The sequence below is a fragment of the Psychrobacter sp. FME5 genome, assembly GCF_014861375.1.
In the GTDB taxonomy this organism is placed as follows: domain Bacteria; phylum Pseudomonadota; class Gammaproteobacteria; order Pseudomonadales; family Moraxellaceae; genus Psychrobacter.
The window spans coordinates 14,697-32,809 of sequence record NZ_RRYX01000001.1; the positions used below are offsets into that span (position 1 = coordinate 14,697).

An 18,113-nucleotide genomic window follows, 5' to 3' on the forward strand; every position below is an offset into this window, starting at 1 on the left:
GTTCATATAAAATATCAAGGTGATGCTAGTCTATCGTCTTGATATTTTTGTTTTTATTGCTAATTAAAGTGATAGGCGCAGATGGAAGAGATGTTTTTATTAACTGTGAGAACGTCCAAAATTCGTTATAATGGTTAAGTTATATTAATAAATGAAACGCAGCTTAGGTGAAAGTATGTTGGATAATTTACGCGGTATGGCTGTGTTCGCCAGTGTGGTCGGACATGGTTCTTTTAGTGGTTCAGCTCGTGAGCTTGGTATTACCACCAGTGCAGTCAGTCAGCAAATTCGCTCTTTAGAAAACGAGCTGGGTGTGGTGTTATTGCATCGCTCAACTCGAAAGTTGAGCTTAACAGAAGCTGGTGAAAGTTTTTATGAAGCCGCAAAGGATGTGGTCAGCGCCGCTGAGCAAGGCCGAATCAAAGTCAATCAACTGCGTGATGAGCTGGCTGGTAGCTTACGGGTGGCGACAACACCTGAGCTTGGCGTGCACCATATTTTGCCCGCTTTATCGACTTGGATGTCAGCGCACGACGACCTAAGTATTACTTATTTCGCAGACAATAATTATATTGATATGATTGATGAGCGTATCGATATTGCGGTACGTATGAGTCCCAATATTAATGATTCAACGTTGAGTAATCATCCGTTATCGGATGTACGTCAAATGTTGGTCGCTTCACCACAATACTTGCGTCAGCATAAGAAAATTGAAACTCCCAAAGATTTGGCAGACCATCAACTGATTTGTATTGATATTATGAAGGATGCCAATCAAATTGAGCTTACTCAGACTGAGACGGGTAAAAAAACACGTATTAAAATGAACTCACGTATCCATACCAATAACGTCTTCATGGCAATGACTATCGCCAAAGAAGGTCACGGTATCCTTAGAATGATGGAAATGGATGTCAAAAAAGAATTGGAATCTGGCAATTTAGTAGAAGTCTTGACCGGCTACCAGATGCCAAGTTTCGTACTATATGCTGTCACCTTAAATCGTGAACAGCAGCCTGCGAAAATTACGCGCTGCTTAGAAGTATTAAAAAAATACTTTCATGCCAATTAAGTTTAGCTTTACCTAATCTTACTTTTAAGGTAGCAGAAAAAAAGCCTATAGATAATATGTCTATAGGCTTTTTTATTTTCAAGCTTGGATTGAATCAGCGGCTTAAAATGATGGTTTCAATAAGTCAACCAAACGTTCAACCACTTGTGCGCTTTCATCACGGCTCATATTGAGCGGCGGCAATAAACGAATGACGTGACCACCAGTGACGTTAATAATCAGTTTTTGCTCATCACGGGCGCGATCAACCAATTGGCTACAATCCAACTCTTTAGGCAAAGCAATCCCAATCATCATTCCAGCACCGCGGCTACTGACGCCATATTGTCCCAGCACATCGACCATGCTGTCGCGAATAAACTGTCCTTCAGTGACTGCATTATCCATCACATCGCTATTTGTGAGCACTTCATAGACGCTATGGACCACACGGCTGGCTAATGGCGTGCCACCATAAGTTGAGCCATGACTACCGGCACCGAACAAACCATTAGCGCGACCGCGCACCATGCAAGCACCTACTGGGAAACCATTACCTAAGCCTTTTGCGGTCGTCAATACATCAGGGCGAGCATTGCTATGTTGATAAGCGAAATACTTACCAGTACGGCCGTTGCCTGTCTGTACTTCATCAAGCATAAATAGCCAGTTATGGGCATCACACTCTGCTTGTAACTCTTCTAGATAAGTAAAACCATTAGCTGCTGTATTGAGACCGCCTTCACCTTGAATGGGCTCTACAAAAATGGCGCAAATCTCATCATGGTCTTGAGCTGCTTGCTTAATCGCGGCAATATCACCAAAGGGCACACGGATAAAGTCATCATCCAAGGTGTAAAAGCCTTCGCGCGCTTTAGGATTGGCAGTGGCAGATAGCGATAATAGCGTACGTCCGTGGAAAGATTGTTCCATCACGATGACTTTTGGGCGTTTAAACCCTTGCTGATTGGCATATAAGCGCGCCAATTTTAATGCCGCCTCGTTTGCTTCCGCGCCACTATTGGCAAAGAATACACTGTCCATTTGTGCTGCGTTACACAACGCTTCACCAGCGCGCTCTTGCCAGTCGATACCAAATAGATTGCTGGTATGCACCAAAGTAGCCGCCTGCTGTTGAATAGCGTCAGTGACTTGAGGGTGGCAATGACCTAGTCCGCATACGGCAATACCGGTCAGCGCATCTAAGTAAGGGGTATCATCTTGGGTATACAGCCAACTGCCTGAACCGCGTGTAAAGCTGATGGGTTGGCGGCTATAAGTGGGCATCAGGTAAGTAGCAGACATATAAAACATCCTTAAGATGATAAGTTAATAAAGAAAGAGGTTATAGTTCGTCAGAAAAAGGCGTGGTTTCTGCAGGTAAAGTGTAGTCTTCATTTGCCCACGCGCCTAAATCAATAAGTTTGCAATGATGACTACAAAATGGCTTATATTTATTGTCCTGCCATGCGGTCTGAGTACCGCAGCGTGGACAAGGATAAGTCTTAGGTGAAGTGTTCGGGGTAGATTCAGTCATAGTAAGGGGGGAAGCATCCTAATATCATTAACGAAAGCAGTAAATTGACTATATAATAGCATGTGGCCGAATAATGGCAAAAGACAAATACCTTAAGGATAGTAGATGACTGATAATATCGAGCTTACGCATCAGCAACAGCGTGCGTTTCAACCAGAGAAGCTTTCGGCACCGCGTGATTTTATTATGCCAAACATAATTAACAAGAATAAGAATAATAGTCCTTTGATATTAGAAATTGGTGCAGGGAAGGGTAAGCACGCGCTTAGTTTTGCCGCAAAAAATCCTGATAAGCATTTGATTGCAATTGAACGTACGCGCAATAAATTTGACGCTTTCGCCAAACTGGCGGTGTTACAAAATTTACCGAACCTAAATGCAATCCATGCTGATGCGATTGCATGGATTGTACATGCCATTGCACCCAACATCCTGGCTAAGTTATTTATTTTGTATCCTAATCCTGAGCAGCATAATCCCAATCAGCAGTGGTTAAATATGCCATTTTTTGAGTTTCTATTATCGCGCTTAAAAGTAGGCGGCGAGATAACCTTAGTAACCAATATCGAAGCCTATATGGACAATGCAGAGCATCAAGCCACCAAGCTATGGTGCTTACCAAATACTCGTGGTCAGGTGTCAACTGACAGTCAGCGTACGCACTTTGAAGTGAAGTATCTAGCAAGGGGAGAGATCTGCTGGGAGCTTAATATGCGTAAGCCAGAGGGTTATAAAACAAGGTTCGATAATTGGCAGATTAATATGACAGATGACCATAAGAAATAGCCTAAGCGAATAAAATCAAAATTAAAAAAACCGCCCCTAAAGGACGGTTCAAAAATTACACAACCTTTTAATACTATAAATAAAGTTTAACTAATTTATTAGAATCAGTATGCGTGTCAAGAACTGTTAAAAAAGTATATGCGCCGATAAACTTTCGACTAATAAACATAAATTCTTTTGGCGGAAGATTAAACTCAAAAGATTGCATAGCCTGTGTTGCCTCAGTTGAAAGGCGAGCATGCAATTTACTGTTTGCCCAAATATAACGATACTGCTCATCCAAACATTCAGCTGGGATATCGGGGTTTGTAGCTGGATCACTAAAAGGTTCAGTCGCTAATAAGAATAACGAAGCGATATCAGAACGTACTTTATCACTCATATCGTCAAAGAAGTCATAGCCAGTCATAGCTAATATCATCGCTTGGTGGTCATGATGGTAGCCAGCCTTTAATAATCCATGAGCAATGGTCAATAGGTTGTCGTCAAACTGACGGATAGCACCAAAATCAAGTAATACTAATTTATCCGTATTATCTTCGTTGTCACTAACACGAACCGAATAGTTGCCAAAATTGGGGTCCGTTTGCATTTCACCCCACACGAAAATTTCTTGCATCATGATTTCAATAGCCGCTTGGCCAATCGCATTACGGCGCTCGTGGGGCAATAATTGCAGTGCGTCAGAGACGATACTGATACCTGGCTCATAAGACATGCAGAGTAGGCGTTTTGTTGAATAAGTACGGTTGATTTTGGGCACCACATAACGTGGATCATTGCTTAAGCGCTCATAAAAACGTTCTGTAGTAGCGGCTTCTGCTTCGTAATCGACTTCATGATGGAGTAGGTCGCGTATTTCCTCAAACCAAGCGTCGAGCGCACGCGTCTGCGGGACAATATTGCTCACTCTCAATAATTGCTTAAATAACGCAAGGTCAGAGTTGATAGCATCAGCCACACCCGGATATTGAATTTTTAACACAACTTGCTCGCCAGTTGCAATTACTGTAGCGCGGTGAACTTGAGCAAGAGACGCTGTTCCGATAGGAATTGTATCAACGTCTAACTCTTTCAACTTTTCACCTAATAATTGGCGCAGGGTTTGTTCCATTGTTGGCCATGATAAGGTAGCCGTATCATCGTTCAGCGTTTGCAAAGCACGCGTGATTTCTGGTGGCAATATATGTTCGCCATAAATCGCTAACATTTGACCAATTTTGACAACCGAACCTTTTAGCTTACCTAGCTCTTCTGCGAGATAATTTGCTTGTGCTTCCATAAACGCTTGGTTACGTGCTGTGCGTGCTTCTTTATTTAAGAACATGCCTGACACGCTATTACCAGCCCAACGGCGACCAATATTTAAAGACGTTTTGGCAATCGACATTCGACGCTCAAACCCTGAGGTTTTTAAGTTGTCGATTGATTGCTTATTATTAGAAGGTTTAGACGTATCATTTGCCATAAATATAATCATTCATCCGGTTGGTATTGATTTGTGGGTTCGAAACCTACAATACAAGAGAGATGTGATGCACGGGTACAAAATTGTATCATATAAAGTGCATTTGGTTGATGAGCCTAAGCATACTGACCACAGTTAGTTTGTAAGCTAACTTATGATCGTGACTATTGTAGTCTTTTAGATTCTAAAACGGTGGTGTTCAATCTCATTAACTACTTTTATGCTCATTCTAACATTAAGCAACTGACTATAGATTTATATACGCTGGTTTGAACAGAGCTAACAATCTAAAATAAGTTTGCTGTAATTCAGCTATATTAAAAATAGACATCAAAAGTGATAGCAAAAATAAGACCTAGCATTATGCTAGGTCAAATAATAAGAATTCAGTATAACTTAACCAATCAGTAAGATTGAGCGACTACTTATTTTAGTTAATTTCTAATGATTTATGATGCGTCTTCACGGGTAATAGCGTGATGCCCAATATCGCGGCGGTAGTGCGCGCCATCAAAACTAATCGCACCGGTAACTGCTAATGCTGCTTGCTGTGCATCTGAAATATTATCTGCTAAGGCTGTCACGCATAATACACGTCCACCATTGGTTACCACTTCCTTCTCATTGCTTAATGCTTCGTTAGAAAGCGCATGGTCATTAGAGAACGCCGTGCCAGCATGGAAAACCTTTACGGTTTCTTGATTATCAGCATCTAGTTCTGGCAAGCCTGAAATAACATCACCTTTTGACGAGGTTTCAGGATAGCCTTTTGAAGCAACGACAATACCAAGAGCAGGGCGCTCATCCCAGTTGGCTTTGGCAGGTAATCGCCCTTCTAACCCTTGCGTGACCAAATCAACCATCGACGACTGCAGACGCATTAAAATAGGCTGGGTTTCTGGATCACCAAAACGGCAGTTAAACTCAATCACATAAGGGTCGCCTGCATCATCAATCATGAGGCCAGCGTATAAAAACCCAGTGTAAGGGTGACCAGCAGCGTTCATCGCATCAACCACGGGCTGAATCACTTGCGCCATGACTTTTTCATGCACTTCTTGAGTAACGACTGGTGCAGGAGAATACGCACCCATACCGCCAGTATTTGGTCCAGTATCGCCTTCAAACGCACGTTTATGATCTTGGCTGGTTGCCATTGGTAAGATGTTTTCGCCATCTATCATACAGATAAAGCTGGCTTCTTCACCTTGTAAGAACTGCTCGATAACCACACGGCTACCAGCATCGCCAAATTTATTGTCGGCAAGCATATCATCGATTGCTTCATGCGCTTGCTCAATCGTTTCTGCAACGATAACGCCTTTACCTGCTGCAAGGCCATCCGCTTTAATAACAATAGGTGCGCCTTGCTCATCAATATAAGCCTTTGCTGCGGCTGCATCGGTAAAACCCTGATAAGCGGCCGTTGGAATATTGTTGCTTTCCATAAACTCTTTGGCAAAAGTTTTTGAGCCTTCTAACTGTGCACAATAAGCAGTTGGCCCCCACGCTTTAATACCAGCATCACGGCAAGCATCAACAATACCAGTAACTAAGGGCGCTTCTGGCCCAACGATGACCATATCAATGGCGTTGTTCTTACAAAAATCGATGACCGCACTGTGTTCATCAGTACTGCTACTGCCTGAGCTCTCTAAAGTGACGTTTTGGCATTTAGGTTCAAGGGCAGTACCCGCATTACCAGGCGCAACATAGATATTTTGTACGTTATCGTCTTTCGCACACTGCCATGCTAGTGCGTGTTCGCGACCACCTGAGCCAATCACCAAAATATTCATCATACGTCTTGCCCTTAGCATTAAAGTTTATAATGAGTGAGTCACACACTCTTAAATATACTGGCATATTCTAACAAAAAACTCGTAGCGATTGCCATGAGTATCCACCTGCCAGCAAGTATTAGACTACATTAGAGGCTTATTATCTCATTATTAAAGGTTATCGACATATTGCTAATCTATGAAATGATTTTGTAAGCTTTAGCTATGGCAATAGGTGCGTTACACTCTTAACAGGGAAGTGATGAAATAAGATTCATGACCCTTCATAACCAAAAGGATTGGTGTTATGTCAAACACTTCGCATACGGACCAAAAATGTGCTAATACAAATAATCTGAAAAATAAAATGGATACAGAACCAATGAACACAGAATCATTGCTGCGCGAACGTTTCTTAGAGTATATCCCCGCTGCGCATCAGGCGCATTTTGATGAAAAAGTTGCCCATGAAGACATTGAGCGACTGATGAGTCTAACCGACACAAAAACGATGATCTGGCATTTATACCAGTCAGAGTCAGATAACCAAAACCAGCTACATTTAAAGCTATACGGGAGTCAGCAGCCAACCACGTTGTCCGATATATTGCCAGTCCTTGAAAACTTTGGTGTATCAGTCATAACCTCAAAAAATTATATCTTTGATGTAGCAGAGCAACCAGTTTGGATGCAAGAGTATGAGCTTATCTTAGCTCATGTAGATACTGTTGATATGCAGGTAGTACGCAGTCAATTCGAAGACAGCTTGCAGGAAATATGGGCCGGGCGCGTTGATAATGACAGCTTTAACGAGTTGGTACTGACGACTAAGCTCGATACTTACGAGGTAGTCGTACTACGTGCTCTGTCGCGCTATATGCACCAAGCGCGCGTAGGATTTTCCATTCGTTATATTAAACAAACAATGATTAAAAATAGTGCGATAAGTGTACTATTGGCTGAATTGTTTGATGCAAAAATGAATCCTGAGTACGGTGCTGCAAGCGACGAGACTCGTACTAAAAAGATAGCACAGATTCAAGAACAAATTACGACTGTATTAACCGCCATTGATAGCCTAGATGAAGATCGTATCTTGCGTTGGTATCTAGACTTGATTAATGCGATGGTACGAACGAACTTCTATCAGGTAGACAATGAGGGTCAACGTAAAGACCGGCTGTCCTTTAAGTTCTTGGCAGCAGAGATTCCTAACTTACCAAAACCCAAGCTGATGTTTGAGATATTTGTTTATTCACCGCGTGTTGAAGCGGTACACATGCGTGGCGGTAAGGTCGCTCGTGGTGGCTTGCGTTGGTCCGATCGTATTGAAGATTTCCGTACAGAAGTCCTTGGTCTTGTTAAAGCACAAATGGTCAAAAATGCGGTGATTGTACCGGTTGGCTCAAAAGGCAGTTTTATCGTTAAAACAAAAACGATGGCCGATGGTCGTGAAGCCTTCCAAGCGGAAGGCGTTGCTTGTTATCAGGCGTTCCTACGCGGCATGCTGGATGTAACAGACAATATCATTGATGGAAAAATTGTCCCGCCAGCTAATACCGTGCGTCATGATGAAGATGATCCGTACCTAGTTGTCGCGGCGGATAAAGGCACAGCAACCTTCTCTGATATCGCCAATGCGTTATCAAGCGAGTATAACTTCTGGCTTGATGACGCCTTTGCTTCTGGTGGCTCGGTCGGTTATGACCATAAAGCGATGGGTATCACAGCACGCGGTGGTTGGGAGTCGGTCAAACGTCACTTCCGTATGCGCGGTATGGACATTCAAAATCGTGATGATTTCACCGTCGTTGGTATCGGCGACATGAGTGGTGACGTATTTGGTAACGGTATGCTCAGATCTACGCATACCAAATTGGTCGCCGCCTTTAACCATTTACATATTTTTATTGATCCAAACCCAGATACTGTAGTATCTTTCGCAGAACGCGAGCGTTTATTTAAACTGCCGCGCTCAACGTGGGAAGATTATGAACAAGCACTGATCAGCCAAGGTGGCGGCGTGTTCTCGCGCCAGGACAAAGTAATCACTATTAGCCCTGAGATGAAAGCAATTTTTGATATTGCTGATGACAGCTTAGCACCTAATGAGCTGATTAGTGCATTATTGAAATCACCAGTTGACCTCGTTTGGAATGGTGGTATTGGTACTTACGTGAAAAGTGCTAATGAGACCCATGCAGATGTTGGAGATCGTGCCAACGATGCGGTACGTGTCAATGGCGGCGAGCTACGTACCGCGATCGTCGGCGAAGGTGGTAATTTGGGCTTTACTCAGCAAGGTCGTATCGAATACGCACAAACAGGTGGGCGCATTTATACCGATGCTATCGATAACTCAGGTGGCGTTAACTGCTCAGACCATGAAGTGAATATCAAGATATTACTGGGTAAAGTGGTCGAACAAGGCGATATGACTTTAGAGCAACGTAATGAATTGCTTGAGAGCATGACGGATACGATAGCAGAATTGGTACTACGCCAAAACTATCTACAGCCTCAAGCCATTGAGCTTAGCCATATTCGCGCTGCAGCAAACCTGAGCGATCATCAACGTATTATTCAAATGTTAGAGAATGAAGGGCGTCTTGACCGTGCAATTGAGTATCTACCATCGGATGAGGAGATTGCCAAACGTCAAAAAGCCGGAACAGGCTTAACCAATCCTGAGCTGGCCATCGTCATGGCCTATGGCAAAATGTGGGTTTATGACCATTTATTATCATCAGACTTACCCGATGCGCCGTACTTCATCAATGAGTTACGCCAATATTTCCCTGATGAGCTTGCCGCGCGATTCTTTGATGAGATGACTGAGCACCGCTTACATCGTGAAATTATCAGTACCTATTTGACCAATAATCTGGTCAACCGCTTAGGTATCGAAATCATCTTCCGCTTATTTGAGGAAACCGGACAAACACTTGCCACTATTGCTCGTAGTTATGCGATTGCCCGCGATGTGTTCCACGTCTCAAAAGCTTGGGAGCTTTTAGAGTCTCTTGATAACCAAGTAGATGCGACGTTATTGCTGGAGCTTGAGCTCAATCTGCGTGATGCCCTCGAAAACGGGGTGATTTGGTTTATCAATACCTTTGGTCAAGATCTACAAGTGGCCGATATGATTAACCGCTTTGAAGACAGTGTCGAAAATCTGACTAAATCAGGTGGCTTTATTGAGCAACAATTCTCAGAATATTTGCAAAAAGACACCACCAGTCTGATGGAAGAAGACGGCCTTTCTGCTACTGATGCTGCCATGTTTGCGATGTTGCCATACCATGTTGATGCACTCGATGCCGCATTATTGGCAGAGCAGTACGAGCGGCCAGTTGATGAGATTGCAACCTTATATTTTGAGGCCTATCATGTTTTACAACTCGATTGGATGATGAATAATACTGCCAACTTACCGCAGCAAGATTACTGGGATCGCCGTGCCCGCCGTGCACTGGTCAAAGAAGTGTCTCGCAGTTTAGGTATGCTGATGGATAATTTATTAGGTCAACCTAATGCCAAACAGGCCTTTGATGATTGGAAGTCACGGCATGCCAGCCAGCTTGAAGCTATCGGCGCCGAGATGGGGAAACTCAATGGTCTTTATAATAGCAGTGATGACAATCAAGTCGGCTTATCAACATTATCCGTTATGATGAGTGAGCTCAGTAGTTTAATCACTAAATAAGAGTCACTAAATAGAAATAGAAAAAGCCATCTTCATATATGAAGATGGCTTTTTATTTTGTTATGCTACTAATCTAACTTTATTAAGGACTTTAAACGCAGCATTTTGCCGTCTTTTTCTACCCAAACCTTATCTGCATCGTCGCGATAGCTATCAAATTGAGGTTTTAGTATCACATCGCCGTTATCATCAACAATCCCAAACTTGCCAGCTTGTTTATAAGTATAAAACTGATGGTATAGCAGCTTTCTAATCGGTGCATCCGATGAGAGGATTAACTTGCCACCCGCATCGATAATCTGGGCGCTAATAATATCTTCTTGGATATCTTCACTCATGCCAGTCGCTGTGCTGCCAGCCATTAAAGTGCTGCGTAAAAAAAGTGGGGGACTGATATTGTTATTAAAAGTTTCAATATGTTGATTGGCGGCAAAAGGAATGATGACTTCACTGTTTTGATTAATAAGCGCCGTTTTATCTTTTAAGTCTACCTGTAAGTATAAAGGCTCGCCAGTGCAGGCATTTAACGGCTGGATTACCTTGTATTGCGGCATCACAGTCCAATAACCTCGATCATCAAGCAGTCCAGTAAGCTGTTTCTCATTAGTAATAATAAAATAATCTTGGTCGTAATCAGAGTCATAATGTGCGTGCTGGATACGAGCGTCCGTCAGTTTATAAATCCAGTCGCCATGACGATTAATAATACCCTGTTTGGTTTTGCCGCTTGATGATTCGGCGCTGACAATAAAGCTGGTTGCTATATCAGGTTCAGTTTGAATAGCATTATATTCAAAAGGTACGATAATCTTGCCAGCCGCATTGATAACACCATATTTACCGTCTTGCTTAGCGATGACGTATTTATCCATCACTATATAAGCATCAGACAAATTATCCATGACGATATTACCGCTTAGGTCTTGCAGCTGCGACGACCCATCGTCTTGTTCGATTAGCTTGCCAGCAAAAGGCTTATTGTTTTCGATACGCTCAAAATAACTACTCGGTAAATAACCGGCACAATTAATCGTTGCATAAGCTGGGCTGATAGCACTGATAGATATTGCGACAACAGATAAAACCGTTAACAATGCTAAGCTAGTAGGGTTTATAGCTATTTTCCCAAAGCCTCGTTTAATATTAAAACGATTGGTATCAATACCCATAGCAATATCCTTTTATCTCAATTTTAATCAGCTGCTTTATTCAATATTACGCCAAATCACGACGCCTTTTCATGAGTGACTCGGCGACAGCCTTGACCGCTAATTTGGCTAAAACCACCAGAGAGTTTTTCAACTTTAATCTGGGTCAAAATACGATCCTTTAATGCTTGAACGTGAGAGATAATTCCAATCAATTTACCTTCTTGCTGCAAGCTGGTTAATGTATCAAGGGCAATATCTAGTGACTCTTCATCAAGCGTACCAAAGCCTTCATCCAAAAATAATGAATCGACGCGAATATTATGACTGGCCATCTGCGATAAACCGAGTGCTAAAGCAAGACTGATAATAAAGCCTTCACCACCGGATAAGTTTTTGGTACTGCGAATATCGCCGCCTTGGTAGTTATCAATGACATTAAGCTCAAGCGGATTGCTGTCATCATGAATAAGTAAATAGCGGTCACTCATCTTTTGTAATTGACTATTGGCATGATTGATCATCACCTGAAAGGTTAAACCTTGCGCGAAGGTACGGTACTTTTTACCATCAGCTGAGCCAATCAATGTATGCAGTTGCTGCCAGACTTGCAGCTTTTGTTTTTGCTCGTCGATGGCGCTGATCTGTGCCGCTTGCTCACCTTTTTGGCTGGTATTGTCCTTGAGCTTTTGGTCAATCGCGCCGATTTGCTGATTTAGCTGATCAATATCGCTTTGGGTCTGATGGTGCTGTACCGTAATCTCTTTTTGGCTTTGATCCGTCAAAGGTGTCGCCAGTTTTTTGTCTAGCGCGTGCTGGGTGCTATCTAGTTGTGACTTGGTATGTTGCACAGCACTCTCAATAGACTGTTTACGTTGACTTAAATCGTCACGTTGCTCTTTTGCTAGGCGTGCATTGATAAACTCTGCTTCATCTACGAACTGTGACTCTGAGAGTAGGTCAGTAAAGGTGCTTTGCTGAGCATTCATTGTAGTAGCCGCAGACTGTAACTCTGTGTCCAGCTGTTGTTTTCTAAGCTTTAATTGCTCTAATACCTGCTGCACAGTATCCAGCTGTCTTTGTGCTACTACTTGCTTGGCTTTAGCGTCATCAACAGCACTACGTAACTGGTCTTCTTCATTTTTTGGATCTTTATCTGCAAAAATCTCTTTTCTATCTCTAATGGATTGTTCGATAGCATTTGTTTTATGAGCGATGAGGTTCTCTAGTTCATTGAGCGCTGTTTCATCATTGGTAAGCTGCGATTGTTTGCTCTCAATGTGTGCAACCAAGCTACTAAGGGTATTGGTCAGTTGTTGTTGGCTGCTACTTTGCTCATTGTAATATTGTTTTAACTGCTTCAAAGCATTACGTTGTGCACGCAATTTGTCAAGATGGCGGTCATAATCGACTTTATCTAGTACTTCTTGCGCATTGATACTATTACCCAGTTGCTCAAGTGCGGATTGAACGTCTGTTACTGTCAGCTCCGTCATTAAATAGCTTTGGTGTTTATCCGCAGGATACTTATCCACCAAAGATGAAATAGTGGTCATCATGGGTGTTAGTTCAGAAAAATTAACAGCTTTCTCATATTCGATGCTCTCAACTTTTTGAGCATTAAGCTTGATATCAGTTGTCAGGCTACTTATGTCGCTAATAAGCGCTTGTTGTTGTTTTTCATCGGCCTCGATAGCAGTGCTGAGCGTTGAAGCACTTTCAGTTAGGTTTTCATATTTGACCACTATCGTTTTAAGAGACTGTCTATGCTCAGCTAAGTTGTTTTTAGTGTCATCCAATAAGGTTAAGGAGTGGGCTATATTAGTGATAGTTGCCTTGATGTCATCTTTCATCTGATTAAGAGGATTGATAATCGCCACAGTCGATTCAGAATAATGGTTTTCAACGTCAAACAGTGAGGATATACAATCTCGAATATCGCTGTATAACGTCTTAGATTGCTGCTGTAAGGGTGCTAACTGCTGCTGTTGATTATTGATGGCTTCTTTTTTGGTGGCATGGTCGATATGATGTTTGGATAAACCTTGCTCGATATTTTCAATGAGCGTCTTTAGTTCCGTTATTTTCTGCTGGGTCTGTTGTGTTTGTGACAGCTCTTTTCTATTATCGATACAATTGTCCAATAACGGATGGTTTTTACCATAAGGGTGTTCGTTTGCGCCACAAAGCGGGCAGGGCACACCATCCTCTAACTCTATTATATAATCTTCAAGCTTAGCGACCTTTTGTAGTAGATGTAGATACTCTTGCTTATCTTGTTTTTTGAGCTTGGCTTCTTGAATATCACTCTTGTGACTGGCAATCAAACCTTCTAATGTTATTACTTCCTGATTCAGTGTTGGTAATGTTAGGTTAATGTGTTTAATTTGGCTAGCAATCTCAGATAGCTGTCGCAGCTTAAAACTGGCTTGTTCAATCTGAGTGCTGATTTGATCGACTTGCTCTTGCTCGCTGCGCATATTAGCAATGGGCTGATTTTTAATAAGTGTGGCTTGCTGCTGTTGTAGGCTAGTAAGCTGTTCACGTTGCTGTTGAATTCGTGATTGATCTAGGTTTTGCTGTGCAATTAACTTATCAGAATCAGTTTGCAGCTGTTTGGCTCGATTATCGTGAGTCAGCTTATCAACGCTTAAGCTGACATTATCTTCTAGGAGTGCTCTTAAGCGTTTACAGCTATTGTCAAAGGTAGCCATATCCGTATCAAGGTCCACCAGCTCTTTATAATCATTAAAATACTTTTCCATGCTGCTAAGCTGAGTTCTGGTTTGGTATTCCGTTTGTTTGTGACTAGTTATTTCTTGACATAGTTTTTGGACATTAGCGGCTAGTATTTTTTTGCGTTGATTGTCGTCCACTAAAGACTGTGACTGCTGCTTTATATTACTATCCAACTCGCGCGTTTTTGCAATGATGGGTAAAGCAGTTTGTAAGTTGTTTGTGGCTTGATTTTCAAGCTCTGTGACAGTTTTTAACTGACTAGACGCTTGCTCAAGTGTTTGTTGCTGTGTCGGAATTTTATCAAGCAAATGTTGTTGTTCAGCATCCATTTTTTTTACCGTGTCACGGCTATAGCTAAGCTCACGAAATTGGCTGTCAATCTCTAACGCTTTATTGGCCAATGCTAAGCGCTGTGCTTCTGGGATGAATACTTGCTGTGCTTGCTGTGCTGTTGAAAAATCAGTTTTATAAGTAGACAGGTTTTGCCGCAACTCTTGCACACTATCTAGCCACTGCAGCTGCTCGCCCAGTGTTTTAAAGGTTTGGCGTTGCTTATCCTGCTGTTCATTAAGGTCTTTTAGCTCAGCTACAAGCAGATTTTCGTCTTCAGCACTTAATAACGATAATCCATCCACGCCTGCCTGCAACTTACCGAGCACCTCGTCCTCAAAGCGTTTCTTTTCATGGACATTGAGCGAGATTTTGGCATAAATAGCCGTACCGGTTATCTTCTCTAAAATGGCTGCTCTATCGCCAATATCTGACTTTAAAAACGCGGCAAAACTGCCTTGTGCCAACATAATAGAGCGCGTGAATTGGTTAAAATCCATACCAATTAAGTTTTGGATGTAAGCTGAGGTCTTAGACTTTTTTTCTTCTAAAATCTTGCCAGATTCGACTTCGCTGATCTCATGCTTGATTGGTAATAAATTGCCCTTGGCTTTTTTGTGGGCACGATGTTGGTACCATGAACACTGATAGCGTTTGGAATCAATCTCGATAATGACTTCTGCTGAGCATTCGCCCGTACCTTGGGTCATCATCTCATTTGCCGAACCTGTAATATCGCCTAATCTCGGTGTTTGGCTGTATAATGCTAAGCAAATCGCATCTAAAATGGTAGTCTTGCCAGCGCCCGTTTGCCCAGTGATGGCAAAGATACCTTCGTTAAGAAAGGCAGGGTCACTAAAATTAATGTGCCATTCGCCTTTTAAGGAGTTGAGGTTTTTGAGTCGAAGTTCAATTAAGCGCATGGCGGGGTCTTATTTTTATCAGTCATAGTAATAACGAAAATCGTGATGGAATCATGAAGTAGTTAAAAATTATTAAGCTGTTTTTATATTATTCTGCCTGAGTGTCTTCATGATGCAGGTTATAAACGATTTGTTCATAAGCATCACGTAAGGTTGTTTTTTGTTCATCAGGGACGTTATGAGCGGTCAAACAGCGCTCAAACACTTCTTGCTCATTTAAGTCTTGTAGCGTCTCAGAGGCTTGATGTTGATTGAGGACTTTATTATAAGTTTGCGTATTTTTTATTTTTAACACCTCACACGGTAAGCCCTCTACCATCGCTTGGATATGCTCACGTAAGTCACTAACCACTTCATCACCGTCATAAACAACTTCTAACCATACTGACTCAGTCAAGGCATCTATCGTCCTATCAATCATTTGTTTAATGGTTGCTAAATCGCCTGAAACTTGCGCCAATTTTTGGAATTTTGGAATAGGTAGGGAGACAATTTGCATCTGACGTGATTTATCGTGATGCAATAGATTAGAGGTTTCAGTATTTAGTATAAACTCTGCTCGATTGGAAACTTCTTCATCAATCAACTTTTTGTCACTTTCACTATTTTCTACTAACTCTTCAAAACTAAATAAATCATCCATAAATTCAGATGTTTGAGCTGCTATCTTTTTAGTGGTTTCTTTGATTGGTGCTAAAGAATGCTCAATGGCAACTTCTGACGCTAAGACTTCATCTTCAACATCATTTTCTGCTACACCAAATTGTACTAACAAAACTTGTTTCTGCTGTTTTGCTTCACCAAAACCCATAGCAATAGGTGATCCTGAATAGCGGATACTCTCACGACCACCGACACGCTGCGGTACATGCAAATGTCCAAGCGCCACATAGTCAAACCCATCATCGAACATATCGGCAGAAACCTTGCCAAGTGAGCCCACATACAAATCGCGCACGCCATCATCATCGGTCGTGGTGCCACCCGCCGCGAACAGGTGCCCTGTGGCGATAATAGGAATGTGCCGCTTGTGCGCCTTAGCTAGTTCAGCTTGCTTGGTTTTGGCAATGCTCGCCACTTCATCATAATGCGTGCAGATACCAGCGATGACATTGGCATCTTTGCTATCTACTGACTCGCCAGCATGACTATTTCGAACGTCGCGATCACGCAGATAGGGGACAGCGGCAATAATGCAATGCGCTGTACCGTCGGCATCGTCTAAAACCAACACTTCATCATTTAAGTCTTCACAAGCGGTACCGATAACATGAACATTGAGAAACTTTAAGACATTGCTTGGCGCATCTAAAAAAGTAGGGGAGTCGTGGTTGCCTGCGACGATGACGATATGCTGACAGCAGGATTTTGACACCTTGCCTAAAAACTCATAATAAAGCGCTTGGGCTCTATTACTAGGAGTCATGGTGTCAAATATATCACCTGCGACTATAAGTACATCCACTTTTTGCGTGCTAATAGTCTCTTGCAACCAGCTTAAAAATGCTTCAAATTCTTCATAACGCATGCGCCCATATAACCTGCGCCCTAAATGCCAGTCAGAGGTGTGGAGAATAGTAAGCGGTTTAATAGCAGATGCAGGCATAATTAGACTTAATGATGGATAAAAGACAGCGATTATTCTAGCAAGAATTGCTGCGGTTTGCTGTGGTTATGAACTTATAGTAAATTCACTTTAAAACGGTATCGCTTTCATATAGTACTAGGGTGTGTCCTCAATCTAAACGATCATACCTAAATGGGCTAAAAATGGCTAAATTTTGCCAAACATCGTCAAATAGTTGGCTAATATCCCGATATTATCTGCACTATTTTAAAATGAGGACACGCCCTAAATAACAAATGAGTCATACCGAAAAATCTTAATCGTTAGTAATATCTAAATTATCATTAATAAGGATATCCTATGTCGTTTATCAGATTATGCACATTGGCTTTGCTAGCCAGCTCATCTCTGGCTGCTTGCAGTAGTCATGAGCAGACCAATATGGATAATAAAACCAGTGTGAGTCAAGTCAAAGACAGCAACTCGTTTATCCATTCGATTAAGCCGAGTCGTTCCGAAGCAATCATTGGCCAAGTGACTGGTGTTATTTCGCAAGATAGAGCGCAGCAAAAAGTGATTCTTATGACTAAGAATGGACAACCTTATACAGCGTCCATTAGCAGGTCTAATTTCGGTCAGCAGAATGCTTATCAAATGCAAGAATTGGCTGTCGGTGATTACATCGAAGTGATGGGAGAGCAATCGACATCACAATCAGATAATAAGCGCCAAATTATTGTCCGTGCTATGCCTTATGTTTTACGTAAAATCATGGTCGCTGACCATCAGGTAGACTGTGTCGGTGTTGCGCCACAACTATGCTTACTGATTAAGCCTGCTAAACAAGCTAATAGTCAGTCGGACTGGGAGTATAGATATAGTGCTATAGAAGGTTTTGATTATGAGCCTGATTACGAATACACATTGCTTATCAAAAATACGCCTATTAGCAATCCGCCTGCAGATGCATCGTCAATTCATAGCAAGCTTATAAAGGTACTTGAGAAAAAAAGGACTAAAAACTAAGAGCTAAAAAAGCCCCAGCAGTAGATTGCTAGGGCTTTTTAATACTGT

The 18,113-nt window shown here is 42.1% G+C and carries 11 protein-coding genes; 4 read left to right on the forward strand and 7 right to left on the reverse strand.

The features are described 5' to 3' along the window. Positions 1 to 175 precede the first annotated feature (175 nt). The gene (locus EI161_RS00065) at positions 176 to 1,075 is read left to right on the forward strand and encodes a LysR family transcriptional regulator (RefSeq protein ID WP_192528717.1); all 900 of its coding nucleotides are present in this window, start codon (positions 176 to 178) and stop codon (positions 1,073 to 1,075) included. Between the two features lie 102 nt (positions 1,076 to 1,177). Here the strand turns inward: EI161_RS00065 and EI161_RS00070 are convergent, their stop codons facing one another. Beyond that, positions 1,178 to 2,359: an aspartate aminotransferase family protein gene (locus EI161_RS00070; protein ID WP_192522430.1), complete on the reverse strand. Its 1,182-nt coding sequence runs from the start codon at positions 2,357 to 2,359 to the stop codon at positions 1,178 to 1,180. A 40-nt stretch (positions 2,360 to 2,399) separates the two neighbouring features. Further along, a complete protein-coding gene (locus EI161_RS00075) occupies positions 2,400 to 2,591 on the reverse strand; it encodes a DNA gyrase inhibitor YacG (RefSeq protein WP_192522431.1) in 192 nt (63 codons plus the stop codon). 105 nt (positions 2,592 to 2,696) lie between these two features. On the opposite strand from EI161_RS00075, the gene EI161_RS00080 reads away from it, so the two are divergent. Then, positions 2,697 to 3,377 (forward strand): DUF938 domain-containing protein, encoded by a 681-nt coding sequence (locus EI161_RS00080; protein WP_192522432.1) that lies wholly within the window; start codon positions 2,697 to 2,699, stop codon positions 3,375 to 3,377. Between the two features lie 73 nt (positions 3,378 to 3,450). Here EI161_RS00080 and EI161_RS00085 read toward each other — a convergent pair whose 3' ends face one another. Together EI161_RS00085 and purD are read right to left on the reverse strand one after the other, a co-directional pair. Further along, positions 3,451 to 4,845, reverse strand: a complete 1,395-nt coding sequence (locus EI161_RS00085; RefSeq protein WP_192522433.1) for an ABC1 kinase family protein — start codon at positions 4,843 to 4,845, stop codon at positions 3,451 to 3,453. A gap of 449 nt (positions 4,846 to 5,294) precedes the next feature. Further along, complete coding sequence (purD, locus tag EI161_RS00090) at positions 5,295 to 6,644, reverse strand: phosphoribosylamine--glycine ligase (RefSeq protein ID WP_192522455.1); 1,350 nt, start codon at positions 6,642 to 6,644, stop codon at positions 5,295 to 5,297. A gap of 289 nt (positions 6,645 to 6,933) precedes the next feature. Between purD and EI161_RS00095 the strand changes: the two genes are divergently transcribed. Beyond that, positions 6,934 to 10,332, forward strand: coding sequence for an NAD-glutamate dehydrogenase (locus tag EI161_RS00095; protein ID WP_225735146.1), 3,399 nt, complete (start codon positions 6,934 to 6,936; stop codon positions 10,330 to 10,332). Between the two features lie 68 nt (positions 10,333 to 10,400). Here the strand turns inward: EI161_RS00095 and EI161_RS00100 are convergent, their stop codons facing one another. The 3 genes from EI161_RS00100 to EI161_RS00110 form a co-directional block, all read right to left on the reverse strand. Beyond that, positions 10,401 to 11,501 carry a WG repeat-containing protein gene (locus EI161_RS00100; protein WP_192528718.1) on the reverse strand — a complete coding sequence of 367 codons (1,101 nt, stop codon included), beginning with the start codon at positions 11,499 to 11,501 and terminating at the stop codon, positions 10,401 to 10,403. 56 nt (positions 11,502 to 11,557) lie between these two features. Continuing rightward, positions 11,558 to 15,472, reverse strand: a complete 3,915-nt coding sequence (locus tag EI161_RS00105; protein ID WP_192522435.1) for an AAA family ATPase — start codon at positions 15,470 to 15,472, stop codon at positions 11,558 to 11,560. Between the two features lie 88 nt (positions 15,473 to 15,560). Beyond that, positions 15,561 to 17,078, reverse strand: a complete 1,518-nt coding sequence (locus EI161_RS00110) for an exonuclease SbcCD subunit D C-terminal domain-containing protein (protein WP_192522436.1) — start codon at positions 17,076 to 17,078, stop codon at positions 15,561 to 15,563. Positions 17,079 to 17,399: 321 nt separating this feature from the next. Here EI161_RS00110 and EI161_RS00115 point away from each other — a divergent pair, with 321 nt between their 5' ends. Then, positions 17,400 to 18,065 (forward strand): DUF4377 domain-containing protein, encoded by a 666-nt coding sequence (locus EI161_RS00115; protein WP_192522437.1) that lies wholly within the window; start codon positions 17,400 to 17,402, stop codon positions 18,063 to 18,065. The last annotated feature ends 48 nt before the right edge of the window (positions 18,066 to 18,113 follow it).